General features: G+C 61.1%; 11 protein-coding genes. 6 read left to right on the top strand and 5 right to left on the bottom strand.

Annotated features, from left to right (window positions below; all coding sequences use genetic code 11):
- The first annotated feature begins 8 nt into the window (after window positions 1-8).
- From nirB to E2F43_RS06790, 3 genes are all read left to right on the top strand, one after another.
- On the top strand, window positions 9-2,531 hold the full coding sequence (nirB, locus tag E2F43_RS06800; RefSeq protein WP_133210862.1) for a nitrite reductase large subunit NirB: 2,523 nt from the start codon (window positions 9-11) through the stop codon (window positions 2,529-2,531).
- A gap of 81 nt (window positions 2,532-2,612) precedes the next feature.
- A complete protein-coding gene (gene nirD, locus E2F43_RS06795; protein ID WP_133210860.1) occupies window positions 2,613-2,957 on the top strand; it encodes a nitrite reductase small subunit NirD in 345 nt (114 codons plus the stop codon).
- 1 nt (window position 2,958) lies between these two features.
- On the top strand, window positions 2,959-5,583 hold the full coding sequence (locus tag E2F43_RS06790; RefSeq protein ID WP_133210858.1) for a nitrate reductase: 2,625 nt from the start codon (window positions 2,959-2,961) through the stop codon (window positions 5,581-5,583).
- A gap of 6 nt (window positions 5,584-5,589) precedes the next feature.
- Here E2F43_RS06790 and E2F43_RS06785 read toward each other — a convergent pair whose 3' ends face one another.
- Both E2F43_RS06785 and deoC read right to left on the bottom strand, forming a co-directional pair.
- Complete coding sequence (locus tag E2F43_RS06785) at window positions 5,590-5,955, bottom strand: hemerythrin family protein (RefSeq protein ID WP_133210856.1); 366 nt, start codon at window positions 5,953-5,955, stop codon at window positions 5,590-5,592.
- Window positions 5,956-6,031: 76 nt separating this feature from the next.
- Entirely contained in the window at window positions 6,032-6,697 is a 666-nt protein-coding gene (deoC, locus tag E2F43_RS06780) for a deoxyribose-phosphate aldolase (RefSeq protein WP_133210854.1), read from the bottom strand.
- Between the two features lie 75 nt (window positions 6,698-6,772).
- Here deoC and rbsK point away from each other — a divergent pair, with 75 nt between their 5' ends.
- Window positions 6,773-7,675 carry a ribokinase gene (rbsK, locus tag E2F43_RS06775; protein ID WP_133210852.1) on the top strand — a complete coding sequence of 301 codons (903 nt, stop codon included), beginning with the start codon at window positions 6,773-6,775 and terminating at the stop codon, window positions 7,673-7,675.
- On the opposite strand, the gene E2F43_RS06770 is transcribed toward rbsK, so the two are convergent.
- The 3 genes from E2F43_RS06770 to E2F43_RS06760 form a co-directional block, all read right to left on the bottom strand.
- Window positions 7,669-8,727 carry a purine nucleoside permease gene (locus E2F43_RS06770; protein ID WP_133210850.1) on the bottom strand — a complete coding sequence of 353 codons (1,059 nt, stop codon included), beginning with the start codon at window positions 8,725-8,727 and terminating at the stop codon, window positions 7,669-7,671. The genes rbsK and E2F43_RS06770 overlap by 7 nt on opposite strands.
- A 35-nt stretch (window positions 8,728-8,762) precedes the next feature.
- Window positions 8,763-9,764, bottom strand: a complete 1,002-nt coding sequence (locus tag E2F43_RS06765) for a multidrug DMT transporter permease (protein ID WP_133210848.1) — start codon at window positions 9,762-9,764, stop codon at window positions 8,763-8,765.
- Window positions 9,765-10,073: 309 nt separating this feature from the next.
- Window positions 10,074-12,230 (bottom strand): TonB-dependent receptor, encoded by a 2,157-nt coding sequence (locus E2F43_RS06760; protein ID WP_133210846.1) that lies wholly within the window; start codon window positions 12,228-12,230, stop codon window positions 10,074-10,076.
- A 220-nt stretch (window positions 12,231-12,450) separates the two neighbouring features.
- Between E2F43_RS06760 and E2F43_RS06755 the strand changes: the two genes are divergently transcribed.
- Both E2F43_RS06755 and E2F43_RS06750 read left to right on the top strand, forming a co-directional pair.
- Window positions 12,451-13,854: an amidohydrolase family protein gene (locus tag E2F43_RS06755; protein ID WP_133210844.1), complete on the top strand. Its 1,404-nt coding sequence runs from the start codon at window positions 12,451-12,453 to the stop codon at window positions 13,852-13,854.
- A complete protein-coding gene (locus tag E2F43_RS06750; RefSeq protein WP_133210842.1) occupies window positions 13,851-14,414 on the top strand; it encodes a cupin domain-containing protein in 564 nt (187 codons plus the stop codon). The genes E2F43_RS06755 and E2F43_RS06750 overlap by 4 nt, the downstream gene beginning before the upstream one ends.
- Window positions 14,415-14,417 lie beyond the last annotated feature (3 nt).

Here is a 14,417-nt window from a genome sequence, read left to right as displayed (position 1 = left end):
GAGTAGTCATGAGCAGGCAGAAAATCGTAGTCGTCGGTAACGGCATGGTCGGTCATCACTTCGTGGAGGCCCTGGCCAACAGCGGGGCAGCGGTCGATATCACCGTTATCGGCGAAGAGCCCCGTCCCGCCTATGACCGGGTACACCTCTCGGACGTGTTCGCCGGCCGCGCGCCGGAGGCGTTGGCGCTGGCCGATCGGGACACCTACAAGAGCTGGGGAGTGGAAGCACATTTCGGCGACCCCGTCGTCACTATCGAACGCAACAAGCAGGAAGTCGTGACCGGACTCGGTCGTCGCTTTGCCTACGACAAGCTGGTACTGGCCACCGGTTCCTATCCGTTTGTGCCGCCGGTACCAGGCCACGAACACAAACGCTGCCTCACCTATCGAACCATCGACGACCTGGGGGAAATCAAGGCCCGGGCAAAAGACAGCAACATTGGCGTGGTGGTAGGCGGCGGCCTGCTGGGACTGGAATGCGCCAATGCCCTGCAAAACCTTGGCCTGGAAACCCATGTGGTGGAATTTGCCCCGGGTCTTATGGGCGTGCAGCTGGACGAGGGCGGATCGCGCATGCTGCGGCGCAAGATTGAAGCCCTGGGCGTAACGATCCACACCAGCAAGAATACGAAAAACATCGGCAAGGGCGACAACTGCGCCCTGAAGATGGAGTTTGCGGACGACAGCGAGCTTGAAACCGACATGATTGTATTTTCCGCGGGTATTCGCCCCAGGGACAATCTCGCCAGGGATTTTGACCTGGCGGTGGGAGAGCGCGGCGGTATCGTGGTCGACTCCCGGCTACTGACCACAGACCAGAACATCTACTGTATCGGTGAAAGCGCACTTTACGAGGGCCGCATTTACGGCCTGGTAGCTCCCGGTTACCGGATGGCGGAGGCCGTGGCCAGCCAGATTGCCGGCGGCGTTGCCTCGTTTACCGGCGCCGATATGAGTACCAAGCTCAAGTTGCTGGGTGTGGATGTTGGCTCCATCGGCGATGCCCACGGTCGTACCCCGGGGTCCATCTCTTTCGTGTTCAGTGACGAACGGGAAGAGGTGTACAAACGAATCGTCACCTCGGGCGATGGCAAGACCCTGCTGGGGGCTGTGCTGGTCGGTGACTGCAGCGGCTACGATAGTCTGCTGCAATACCACCTCAACGCTATCGAACTGCCTGCCGAACCCCAGGGTTTGATCGCTCCCACCGCTGGCGAGGCGCCCACCCTGGGCGTTGCGGCCCTGCCCGCTACCGCCACGGTATGTTCCTGTCACAATGTCACCAAGGGCGACATCGTCGGCGCTATCGATGGCGGCGGCTGTTCCCTCGAGGAGGTTAAAAGCGCGACCAAAGCCAGCACCGGTTGCGGCGGTTGTTCCGCGATGCTGAAGAACCTGGTGGACGATGAACTGGCTGCCCGCGGCGTGGCGGTGGACAAGAGCATTTGTGAACACTTTCCCTATACCCGGCAGGAGCTCTATCACCTGGCGAGAGTGGGCGAAATAAAAACCTTCGCCGCCATGGCGGGCGCTCACGGCAAGGGACGCGGTTGCGACGTGTGCAAGCCCGCCATCGCGTCCATCATGGCCTCGTTATGGAATGAACATATCCTGGAGACACCCCATGTGGGACTGCAGGACACCAACGACACCTTCATGGCCAACATGCAGAAGGACGGCACCTACTCGATTGTGCCACGGGTAGCGGGCGGCGAAATCACCCCACAAAAACTGATTGTCCTGGGCCAGGTTGCACAAAAATACGATCTTTATACCAAGATTACCGGCGGTCAGCGGGTAGACCTGTTCGGCGCGAGGCTGGAGCAATTGCCGGAAATCTGGCGAGCACTGGTAGACGCGGGTTTCGAAACCGGCCATGCCTACGGCAAGGCCCTGCGCACAGTAAAATCCTGCGTGGGCAGCACCTGGTGCCGCTACGGCGTGCAGGACAGCGTTGGCATGGCCATCTTTATCGAGAATCGCTACAAGGGCCTGCGCGCCCCCCACAAGATCAAGTCTGCGGTCTCCGGCTGTACCCGTGAGTGCGCGGAAGCCCAGTCCAAGGACTTCGGCGTTATCGCCACCGAGAACGGCTGGAATCTTTATGTCTGCGGTAACGGTGGCATGAAACCCCGTCACGCAGACCTGTTTGCCACCGACCTGGACGACCAGACCCTTGTCCAGTACATCGACCGGTTCCTGATGTTCTATATCCGCACCGCCGACCGCCTGCAGCGCACTTCCACCTGGATGGATAACCTTGAAGGCGGTATCGACTACCTGCGCGAAGTCGTTATCGAGGATTCACTGGGCATCGCTGCGGAGCTGGAGTCACAGATGGAGCTGATTGTCGGCACTTACCAGTGCGAGTGGAAAACAACCCTCGACGACCCCGAGAAGCTCAAGCGCTTCCGCAGTTTCGTCAACTCGGACGAGGCGGACAGCAATGTGGTGTTTGTAAAAGAACGTGAGCAGATCCGGCCGGCAAAGCCGGAGGAGAGATTGCGGCTGGTCTCGGCTGGCAACTAAGCTACCCCGGCTCCTGGCGCCTGACTCCTGCCCACAGGGATAACCCGGTCAGCAAAACGGAAATTCACAGAGGCTAGAAACATGACAGCAGTAGAAAAAATACACTGGCAATCCATCTGCACCCGTGACGACCTGGTGCCCGGGTCCGGGGTTTGTGCAATGGTCGGCCAGCAACAAATCGCGCTCTTTTATCTGCCGGAAGAAGACCAGCAGGTCTACGCGCTGAGTAATCGCGACCCGATTGGCGGCGCCAATGTGCTGTCACGCGGCATCGTCGGCGACGTCGGTGGCCGGCTGGTGGTGGCGTCACCGCTTTACAAGCAGCATTTCGACCTGGCCAGCGGCCGGTGCCTCGAGGAAGACAATGTCTCGGTCGAGGTCTACGAGGTGCGACTGGACGGCAACAACGTATTGATCAAGCATTGAAATGAGTTTCTGCAACACCACGTGTCCCTACTGTGGCGTCGGCTGCGGTGTGAGCGCCGAGCTGGACCAGGGAAACGTTATCGCGGTCATGGGGGACGGGAACCATCCCGCCAATGCCGGCCGCCTGTGCGTCAAGGGGACGGCACTGGCTGAGACACTCGGCGACGAGGGCCGGCTCCTCCACCCCCGGGCAAAGGGACAAACCGTTTCCTGGGACGAGGCCCTGGATACGGTGGCAGCGAAACTGCGCGACACCCGCGACCGCCATGGACCAGGGTCGATTGCATTCTATCTCTCTGGTCAGCTGCTGACGGAAGACTATTACGTTGCCAACAAACTGATGAAAGGCTTCCTCGGTAGTGCCAACGTGGATACCAATTCGCGCCTTTGCATGTCCTCAGCCGTCGCCGCCTACAAGCGCGCCTTTGGCGAGGACCTGGTGCCCTGCAGCTATGACGATGTCGAATCCGCCGAGTTGCTGGTCATGGTCGGCTCCAATGCGGCCTGGACCCATCCGGTGGTGTACCAGAGAATTGTTGCGGCCAAGCGGGCTAACCCCAACAAGCGGGTTGTGGTGGTCGACACACGACGCACTGCCACCTGTGACGCGGCAGACCTGCACCTGCAGATACAACCTGGCAGCGATGCCTTCCTGTTCGCCGGACTGCTCAACCACCTTGCAGGGTCCCGGCTACTGGATGACGCGTATATTGAACGCCACACCGAGGGGCTCGAAGCGGCCCTCGCAGCAGTCGCCGGCATCGACCGGGCGCACGTCCTGTCCGCCACCGGTCTGTCGGAGTCGGTGCTGAGCACGTTTTACCAGTGGTTTGGCGACACCGAAAAGACCGTGACGCTCTACTCACAGGGGATCAACCAATCGAGTACGGGCACCGACAAATGCAACGCCATCATCAACTGTCACCTGGCCACCGGGCGGATCGGCAAGCCCGGGGCGGGTCCTTTTTCAATCACCGGGCAGCCCAACGCCATGGGGGGACGTGAAGTCGGCGGCCTTGCCAACCAACTGGCCGCCCACATGGATTTTGCCGATGACGAGGTCGACCGGGTCGCCCGGTTCTGGAACGCCAGTGACATGGCCAGTTCTCCCGGCCTCAAGGCAGTCGATATGTTCCAGGCTGCGGCGGACGGTAAAATCCGGTTCCTCTGGATCATGGCCACCAACCCGGCGGTAAGCCTCCCGGACACCGCCATGGTCAAGGCCGCCCTGGAACGCTGCGACTTCGTCGTGGTATCAGACTGTACCGAAGACACCGATACTGCCCGCCGGGCCGATATGGTGTTGCCGGCCGCCGGGTGGGGTGAGAAAGACGGTACCGTAACCAACTCCGAACGGGTGATCTCGCGACAACGCAGCCTGGTGGCAGCCGCGGGCGAAGCCAGGCCCGACTGGTGGATGGTTACCGAGGTGGCGCGCCGGCTGGGTCTGGGGGCGCATTTTGACTATGACGGCCCGGCAGCAATCTTCCGCGAGCACGCGGCCCTGTCGGCCTTCGAGAATAATGGCCAGCGCGCCTTCAACATTGGCGGCCTGAGCGGAGTCAGCGACGCTGAATACCGGCGACTGGCACCGGTGCGCTGGCCGGTAGCCCCTGGCGTCAGCAGCGAGCTGCTGGCGGACGGGCACTACTTCACCCGGACCGGAAAAGCGCAGCTGGTGCCGATCGTTCCCCGGCTGCCACCGGCGGTGGAACATCACGCGCTCAATACCGGGAGACTGCGGGACCAGTGGCACACCATGACCCGCACCGGGAGGGTTCCCCGATTGTCACGCCACCGCGACTTCTTCAGCATCGGCGTGTCTCCGGCAGACGCCCGGGCAGCGCAGCTGGAGGAAGGTGAACTGGTCGCGGTGGCAAACACCCAGGGGCAGGTGACGGGATTAGTCACAATCGACGAGGGACTGGCGGATGGGCAGGTATTCGCGCCCATTCACTGGAGTGAGCAGTTCAGCTCCGCGGGCGCGATCAGCGCGCTGGTTCCGGCCCTGACCGACCCCCACTCCGGACAGCCGCAGTCCAAGTTTGCCGATGTCCAGATCCTTGCGGTCGCAGTCAACAGCTGGGGACGGCTGTTCAGCCGCCGGGAAACGCGGCTGCAGGGCCTGGCTTACTGGTCGCGTATTCCTGTCGACGGGGGCTTCCTCTACCTCGTCGCGGACCATGCCACTCCGGGCGCGCTGGCCGATCAACTGAAACAACAGCTGGAGATCGGCAATGAACGCTCGATCTCCTACCTGGATGCCGAAAACCAGACACTCCGGGAACTCTACCTACGCGATGAGCAGCTGCAGCACGCTTTTTTCCTGCATCCAGCCAGAGCCGGCCTGCCGCCACAGGCGTGGATGGCGGCGCTGGGTACACAGGCGCTGCCGGATAAGCCACACACCTTGTTGGCCGGATGCACGCCCGGAATCGAAAACGCCGGCGCCCTGGTCTGCAGTTGCTGGGAGGTCGGCGAAAACAGCATACGCACCGCCATTGGCGAGGGTGCCGATTCGGTAGAGGCACTGGGCGAGAAGCTGCGCTGTGGTTCCCAGTGTGGTTCCTGTATTCCCGAGCTCAGGCAGATGCTGGCCGAGGAGAAAAAAGACTGCGCGGCCTGAGTGGCGTTATTTGGCATCGGAACGAAGAATAAAGTCCTCCAGATCCTTGTCGGTGCCGAGCACATGTCGGGTCAGCCATTCGGTCAGGAAGGTCGAAATGAGGGCCATAAAAGCCTCGTCTCGCACCTGACCTGGCTGCAGCAACTGAGCAATCTCCTCGCGAAAGCGATCATGGGCCCGTCGGTGGGCCTCCCTGCCGGGGTAGCCCAGTTGCTCCATGTATTCCTCTTCCAGCGAAAAATGGGTTTCCGTGTAAAGCTGCAGCTTCTCCAGTATATCCGTGCCGCGGCTTGGCTCGGCAATCTCATCGAGAATCTGGAACAATACCTGATGCTGTGCGTCCTGCCAGATCAGTTCGCTAGTCTTTCTCATGGTTGGAAGCGTGACAGATCGGGCGCATGGGAGCCATGACACAGGTCATTGGTCCCGGTTTTTTTCATGACGGCGGCTAATACTCTGCGCAACCGCTTTCGCCCTGCAGAATGGCCACTCCCGAGCTGGTGCCCAGCCGGGTCGCACCAGCGGCGATCATTTCGCGGGCGCTGCGGATATCGCGCACACCACCCGAGGCCTTCACCGCCACGCCCTCGGCCACGGACGCTGCCATCAGTTTCACCAGCGCCGGACTGGCGCCGGCCGAGCCAAAGCCGGTGGAGGTCTTGACGAAAGCGACGCCAACGTCGCTGCAAAGCTGGCAGAGTCTGACGATCTCCTCGTCCTCCAGCAGGCAGGTCTCGAAAATCACCTTCAGCGGCACATCGCCACAGGCCCGGAACACCGTTTCCAGGTCGTCACGAACCGCGCCCCAATGACCGGCCCTGACCTGGCCAATGGCAACGACCATGTCAATTTCACTGGCGCCGTCGGCGATGGCGGTCTTCGCTTCGAAGGCCTTGGCGGCGGAGGACATGGCGCCCAGGGGAAAGCCGACGACAGAGCATACCCCGACTCCGGTCCCGGCAAGACAGGTGGCCGCCAGCGACACATATCCGGAGTTGACGCACACCGTCCTGAAACCGTATTGCGCAGCCTCGGCGCAGAGCTGCTCGACCTGCGAGGGAGTGGCTTCCGGTTTGAGCAGGGTGTGATCTATGTACTGGGCGAGTTCGGTCATGGAAAGCCACCTCCGGCGGGCAAGCAACTATTCTGGTCTATACTGGGCCGATAATAAACAACTCCCGAGGGTGCTATGGAAATCGCAGTCATTGGCTCCAACATGGTCGACCTGGTCGCGTATATCAACAAGATGCCCAAGCTGGGGGAGACGCTGGAAGCGGACGACTTCGCCATGGGCTGTGGCGGCAAGGGAGCCAACCAGGCGGTGGCCGCGGCCCGGCTCGGCGGCAAGGTGTTGATGATGACTCGGGTCGGCGATGACGCCTTCGCCGATAACACCATCCGGAACCTCGAGGAATGCGGCGTGGACACACGCTTTGTCGAGCGCGTGCCCGGCGTTTCCAGCGGCGTGGCTCCGATCATGGTGGACCGCGATTCCCACAACCGCATCCTGATCATACCGGGTGCCAACAAGCACCTGCTGCCACCGGCCATCGATGCCGCCGCCGACACCCTGCGCCAGTGCAAACTGATCGTCATGCAGCTGGAGATACCCCTGGAAACTATTTACCACACCATCGCCCTGGCCAACGAGGCCGGCGTACCGGTGATTCTCAACACGGCGCCGGCAACTCCGGAACTTGACCTGGCCTGGGCCTGCCGCTGCGACTTCCTGGTACCCAATGAAACCGAGCTGGAGATACTGACCGGGATGCCAGTCGAGGACCTGCCGCAGATCGAGGCGGCGGCCCACTCGCTGTTTGAACGGGGCCTCAAGCACCTGATCGTCACCCTTGGGGAGAAAGGAGCACTGTACATGCACGGCGATGAGAAGCGGCATTTTACCGCCCCAAGTGTGGACGCGGTGGATACCACAGGTGCGGGGGATGCCTTTGTCGGCTGTTTCGCCCAGACCCTGGTGGCCTCGGGCGACATCAACCGGGCAATAGAACGGGCGATTCTGTATGCCTCAAACAGCGTTACCGCCCGCGGCACCCAGACCTCTTACCTGGATGCCGCAGCCTTCGGTCACTGATCAGGGGCAGGGATGTTGTCCCGGTACCTGTCCCAGTTGGCCAGCAGTTCCTCAACCACCGCACTGCCTACCAGATAAGCGTTTTCCAGTGCCGCATCGAGACCGGCGTAACTGTCGTGTTGCTCCTCCAGCAGGTATTCGGCCGCCGACTTGCCGGGTGGCGGCAGGGTGTAGTTGGACGCGGTGCGCAGCACCATTACCCGGTTCTTGTCCACCTTGCCGGCATTGTGCAGGTAGGTCAGTGACTGGAACGTGCCGGTGTCTTCCATGGCCGAACTGACAAAGTTACCTCGACCACCGGTCCAGTACGCCACCCACTGGTTGGCCCAGTCGTTCAGGATCTCGCCGTGCCAGAACGTCATTGCCGCCAGTTGGTCACCCTTGAGCACGAAGGGCTTGCGCTGGCCCACCGGATAATCCACGTAAAGCTTACGCGTTGCTTCCAGGGTTTCGTGATCCGGCAACGCCATGTCTTTGGTGAACTGGTAGGCCCACTCGAACAGGTCGCCATTGAGTTCGAACATTTCCCCGAGGCTATAGGACAGCCGTTCCTTATCGCCCGGCCCCTGGCTGAAAAGGGGAAAGTAGCCATGATCCCAATCCTCGGGTATCTCCCGCGCATCGATTTCATGAGACAGGTCCCCGTCTACCAGGAAGCGCGCCCAGGCCACGGACCCCAGCGACGCGTCCGCCGGGTCGAATCCGGAGATGCCGGCCACCAGCCAGTAGGCTTTGCTGAGGTCGAAGCGCGGATCAAGCCCCAGGGCCATAACGCTGGCAGCGGCATTGGCAGTGCCCATACCGGTGACAATCCCCATTACTCCGGTTTTTTCATTCATGTGAATGTCGTGGTGCATGTGCGGTGCGGGAAACACCTTATCCAGTTTCTGGCGCTCGTTCCAGCGCTGGAACTCGCCCGCGTCATCGCCACTGTCCTCGCCAGTTTCAAACATGGTGACGACCACCACCTTGACCGGGATGGGCGCCGCCTGTGCGCCGGACACCAGGGCCAGTGCTGTTAACACGAGCAGGAATCGCTGTATCAGTTTCATGACCACACTACCTCTAACAGAAAGGGCTGAACGCCCTACAGATTGGAATAAATAATCATGCCCAGACCCACCAGGAAGGCGGCAAACATGGCGGCGATAAGGCGGTTGGTTCCCGCTGGCGCATCCCTGAATTCTTTCCAGATGAACACACCCCAGAAGGCGGCGACCATGGTGGCACCCTGCCCCAGGCCGTAGGAAACAGCGTACCCGGCCTTGCCCGCGGCGATAATATTAAAGCAGAAACCGGTCGCCCAGATGGCCCCTCCGAATATACCGACCAGGTGCAGCCGCGGCGTGCCCTGGCGGAAGTAATCTGCCAGCGGGACCGGGTCGCCGGTTACCGGTTTGTAATTGAGGGGAATCAGGAACAGCAGATTCGATACCAGCAGGCCGATGCCGAACCAGACTCCGGCGGAGTATGGCGTCATCAGGCCCGGTTCGGGGTTGGCGAAGTCAAAGGACATGGACTGGGCTACAAAGCGGTAGAAAAAGCCCATGGCGATACCGGCAATGACGGAAATCATCAGTCCCTTGCCGACCCCGGCCTGCCCGTCAGTGGGGAGCCGGCGGTAAATCAGCGCGTCGAGGACAATGGCGACCACCACCAGACCCACGCCGAGGAACAGCAGCATTGAGTTGCTCACCTGCTGCGGATCGTAATTGGCAAGTACGCCGATGACCAACGCCAATCCGATACCGACGGGAAACGCTACCGCCATGCCGGCGATGTCGATGGCGACCACCAGCAGGATGTTCGCCAGGTTGAATACTGCGCCACCGAGCAGGGCCATCCTGATCGCCTCGGGACTGGCCTGGGAAATGTCTTCGACAAAACTTCGACCCTCTTCGCCACTGCTGCCAAGGGTAAAGGCCAGTAGCAGGGCCAACAGCAGCACGCCGATGGAGTAGTCCCAGTAGAACAGCTGGAAACGCCACTCCTGGGAGGCCAGCTTCTGGGTATTGGCCCAGGAGCCCCAGCACAACATGGTGACGAAGCACAGGGCTACCGCGACACCGTAGGATTCGACTATGAACATGGTTCGGTCCCTTTCTGTTTATTATCAGACTCGTTAATTGCCAAAGCCCATAAGAAAAACCCCGGCATTGCCGGGGTCCTGGTCAGTATGTGTTGGAAAACCCAGGTCCTGTCATTCCCTTGAACGCTACTTTCGTCATTCCCGCGAAAGCGGGAATCCAGCGACTCAAGTCACAGACCTGGATCCCCGCTTTCGCGGGGATGACGGCTAAGGTCAATAACCTGTGTTCCCTCCGCATACACACCAACTACCGCAACAGCCCAATTAGTGTAGAAGAACACAGCCGCTTTGCACGCTGGATCACCGGGATCAGAACTCCGAGGAAACGGACACCCCGAAGACCCGGGGCTCATTGGTAAAGCCAGTCAGGTTGTTGAAGTCGATCGCGCCCTGGACGTTTTCTTCATCGGTGATGTTGCGACCAAACAGGGCGATCTCCAGACCCGAGTCTGCACGCCGCCAGCCGGCCCGGAAACCCCCTTCATACTGACCATCTGTCTGGAACTCCCTGGCCTCGTAGAGGAAGATGTTGGTGTCGCCCTGGTAGGACCAGTCAGTAAAGAAGAACAGCTCTGAGTCACCACTGCTCAGCGGGTAGCTGTAGCTGGCAGTGACGTTGAAGGTGGTCTCCGGCGCGTTGGGGAAGGGGTTGCCGTCCACCAGCACGTTACCGTTGGCGTCGATGGGGTTGGTGACAGTACACAGTCCGCTACCACAACTACCCACAGCCAGGTTGCGGTCCTCGATCTCGGTATCGGCGTAGGCGGCGCCGAAGGTCATGACAAAGTTATCGGTGAGCAGCCATTCCACGTCGAGCTCGAAGCCCACGCCGGTGCCGGTGTCTGCGTTGATCAATTGAATGAGGTTGGCCGCCCCGCCCACCGCGGTGAACTGGATATCATCCACCTCGTAGTAGAAGATCGCCGCATTCAGGCGCATCGTGTCATCGATAAACTGGGACTTGTAGCCCAGTTCGAAAGAGGTGATGGTTTCCGAGTCGGCGACCGAAGGGGCTGCACCGAACACCACGTCACGGCCCTGGATGGTCGGCGCGCGGAAGCCGGTACCGATCTTGCCCCAGAACAGGGAACGATCATCGAGCGCATAGGACAGGGCAATATCGCCGCTGACCTGGTCGTCAGAGACATCGACATCATAGCCCGGAGCGGTGAAGTCTTTTTCATCGTCAGTCCAGCGCAGACCGGCAGTCAGGGTGAGGGCGTCGGTGAGGGCGTAATCGCCCTGGCCAAACACCGCCCAGGTGGTGTTTTCATGATTCACCGTCAGGCGGGTGAACCCGGGGTCGGTGGTGACATCCAACTCGCTGTCGAAGTAGAACGCGCCCACCTGCCAGTTGAAGCGCTCACCATAGTCACTGGCCAGGCGCAACTCCTGGGTGAACTGCTCCACATCGGCATCATCCTGGGTATCCGCCGGAAACGGGATGAAGCCGGGGCCCATCTCGGGAAGGAAAACCGCACCAAAGCCGCCGTCGATATCACCACGGCTGAAGCCGTCTGCTTCATCCCAGGCAGTGATTGAGGTCAGGGTCAGTCCAGAGAAGCCCCAGTCGATTTTCAGGTTCACGCCGTTGGACTCATACTCCTGGGGGTTGTTGTCGCCCCCGTCAAAGTACACAGTTTCGCGATCGTAATTCTGGTTCAGGCTGTTGCTGCCGGGGTTGAAGATATTGGCGCGGAAGGTGGCAGAGGTGCCGTCAAGATCGCGGTAGTGCGCACCGAGCAGGAAGCTCAGGTCATCGGTGGCATCCCAACGCAGGAAAGCCTTGGCCGCATTCTCTTCGAATCCGCCGAGCGCGTCGGACTCACCGGTGTAATCATTGTCGATATAGTCATCCCGATTCTGTACCAGGATGGCGATACGGCCGGCCAGGGTGTCGGTGAGGCCGCCGCCCACGGCGCCCTCGAAATTCACTGTGCCCAACTCGCCCACGTCGATTTTGGCCCGGCCCTCAAAATCCTGGGTAGGCTTATTGGAATCGAACTTGATGATGCCAGCGGTGGTATTGCGGCCGAACAATGAACCCTGCGGTCCGCGCAACACTTCCACCCGGTCGATATCAAACAGCGGGAAGCTTTTCAGCACCACGTTTTCCTTCACCACCTCATCCATGATGATGGACACGGGCTGGGACGCCGCCAGGTCGAAATCGATGTTGCCGAGACCACGGATATAAAAGCGCGGGGCGGCACGGCCATTGGACGATTCCGCATACACACCGGGGACACGCGCCGAGAGGGCACGGATATCGGCGCCCCCCTCGAACATCGAGGTAAATCGCTCGCCGGACAGGGTGGCCACAGAGATGGGAACGTCCAGCAGTCCCTGCTCACGCTTCTGTGCGGTGACGATAATTTCTTCCAGTTGCGCCAGGGCAGGCACGCTGGTGCCGAGAACAGAACCCAGTGCGACGGCAATGGCGAGGCGGGGTGCGGTGAGCTTCATGATTTTCTCCCTACGAAGGCAGTATCGTCTGCCCGTTGTTGTGGTCGAATGACCCAATCCCGATATGGCACAGCGAATGAAACAGGTGAAGGCCACAAAACTACACTCTCTGCTGTGCAGGGAGTAGGCAGCCTGCACCCGGTTCTGCAAAAGTACCAGAATTACCGCCCTGTCCGCCCCGGTGCTATGCTGCAGGGCGAACAGGCATTGGAGTCAAAACTTGTACAAACTGTTTATTTTTCTGTTGGCGCTGCCGCTACTGGCGGCGCTACCCGCCGGGGCGGCCCAACCGGACCTGATCATCTACGCCGATTACCTGCTGACCATGGAAGAGGGAGAGCCGGTGATCGAAGATGGTGCAGTGGCCATCGCCGACGACCGGATCCTGGCAGTGGGCAGCCGCGAGGCGATCGACAGCCAGTACATTGCACCAAAATCGATCAGCGGTCGTGGCCGGGTGGTGTTACCCGGCCTCATCAATGGGCATACCCATACCAGCATGACCCTGTTCCGGGGCATGGTCGATGACCTGGACCTGATGACCTGGCTGAACGACTATATTTTCCCGATGGAAGGGCGCTTTATCACTCCCGAGTTTGTCACCACCGGCACCACCCTGGCCTGCTGGGAGATGATCCGCGGCGGCACCACCACCTTCGTGGACATGTATTTCTACCCCGACCAGATTGCCGCGGTGGTCGACTCCTGCGGACTGCGGGCTGTGGTGGCCGCCCCGCACATCGATTATCCCAGTCCCGGCTTCAAGGGCTGGGATGACTCCTTCGCCGCCGCCCGTGATTTCGTCCAGCGCTGGCAGGGCAGGCACCCGAGAGTGACACCGGCGTTTGCGCCGCACGCAGCCTACACGGTTTCCCCGGAGCATCTGCAAGCCACCGTGGAAGCCGCGGGGCAGGCAGGCGCCCGGATTTCCATGCACCTGGCCGAAGCGCCGGCGGAGACCGCCTTCATCCGCCAGCACTACCAGACCAGTCCGGTGAAACACGTGGCGGGCCTGGGGATGTACGACCAGAAGCTGATCGCCGCCCATATGGTGCAGCTCGACGAGAACGACATCGCGTTGACCGCGAAAGCCGGGGTCGGGGCCATTCACAACCCCACCTCCAACATGAAACTGGGGGCGGGGATCTCGCCCGTGCCGGCGATGCTGGCGGCCGGAGTCAAGGTGGGCCTCGGCACTGACGGTGCCGCGTCCAACAACGACCTGGATATGTGGGAAGAGCTGCGCCTGGCCGCGCTGTTGCACAAGGTGGCCAGTGGCGATCCCACGGCCCTGCCGGCGAAACAGGCACTGGCGATGGCAACGCGGACCGGCGCAGCCGCCATCCGTATGGCAGACAGTATTGGGCAGCTGAAACCCGGCATGCAGGCCGATCTGATCCAGGTCGATGTCAGCAAGACGAAGCACCAGCCGCTGTACGACGTTGTCTCGCACCTGGTCTACATGCTGGATGCCAGCGACGTGGTCACTACCGTGGTGGCAGGCAAGGTGTTGATGGAGGAGCGCCAGGTCAACACTATCGACGAAGCCGCCCTGCGCCGGGACATAGACACGGCGTCTGCTAAAATCCGCGCGGCACTGGCGGCCCGGGATTCCTCCTCATGAGCTTGTTCCCGGCCGCCCTGGCCCTCTGGCTGATCGCCTTCCACGTTACTGCAGGGGGATCCGGATTGAACTATCCCGATCGCAACACCGTCATCGAACAGCTGGGCCTGGAATCCCACGTCGAGGGGGGCTATTTCAAACGAACCTTCCAGGCGGACCATCGGGAGAAGATCGACCAGGGCAGCGGCCCCCGTTTCACCATGACGTCGATTTTTTACCTGCTGACCGCGGACTCCCCGGTGGGCCACTGGCACCTGAACCGCTCTGACATCGTTCACTATTACCACCTGGGCGCGCCGTTGAACTATTACCTGATTCACCCGGACGGCACGCTGGAGACCGCGGTGCTCGGGCCGGACCTCGCCGCCGGGCAGCAGCTGCAGCTGACGGTGACCGGCGGCACCTGGAAAGCCTCCCACCTGGCGCACGGGGATTACGGCCTGATCAGTGAAGCCGTGTCGCCGGGGTTCGACTACGAGGACATGCGCCTGGGGGACAGGGCCACACTGCTGGCAGCGTTCCCCCAACACCGCAGCCTGATCGAGGCCTACGCCCGTTAACCC

It is taken from the genome of Seongchinamella unica (assembly GCF_004354085.1).
Classification (GTDB): Bacteria; Pseudomonadota; Gammaproteobacteria; order Pseudomonadales; family Halieaceae; genus Halioglobus; species Halioglobus unicus.
This window is presented reverse-complemented; position numbering and strand designations above follow the sequence as displayed.